Annotated in this window: 1 protein-coding gene; it reads left to right on the top strand. The window is 59.2% G+C overall.

From position 1 onward, the window contains the following. Positions 1–175 precede the first annotated feature (175 nt). Positions 176–367 (top strand): GntR family transcriptional regulator, encoded by a 192-nt coding sequence (locus GO615_RS29635; RefSeq protein WP_035649309.1) that lies wholly within the window; start codon positions 176–178, stop codon positions 365–367. Positions 368–424: the final 57 nt, after the last annotated feature.

Genomic DNA, 424 nt, shown 5'->3' with positions numbered 1-424 from the left:
CTGCTGACCTGGCCGGGCAGTTTGTCTTGTTCACGATATCAAAGGAGAGAAATCAAAGGAGAGAACTGGAATCTAACCTGAGGTTGCCGCGCCCGGCATGGACAACGCATACCGCAGCGCACGATAAGCCACTTTGCGGCCGGTCGACGGTGCGTTAATCAATTGAGCAGGCCAGATGTCGATCCGACCAATCAAAACCCACCACACGTTCGAGGTGATCTCGGATCAGATCCGCGACGAGGCCCGCTCGGGCGTCCTGGGAATGGGCGACCGCCTGCCCAACGAGCGGGACATGGCAAAGGCTCTTGCCGTAAGCCGACACGCCCTTCGGCGAAGCGCTGCGCGGCTTGGAATCTCTGGGCGTTAGTCGCTTGTGTCGGCGCAAGCTTATCCGTCAAAGCCGATCACGTGGCTGATACCGTTC

The organism is Aromatoleum evansii, assembly GCF_012910805.1.
GTDB lineage: Bacteria > Pseudomonadota > Gammaproteobacteria > Burkholderiales > Rhodocyclaceae > Aromatoleum > Aromatoleum evansii.
Note: the sequence above shows the minus strand (reverse complement) of the source record. Positions and strands in the feature narration are given on the sequence as shown.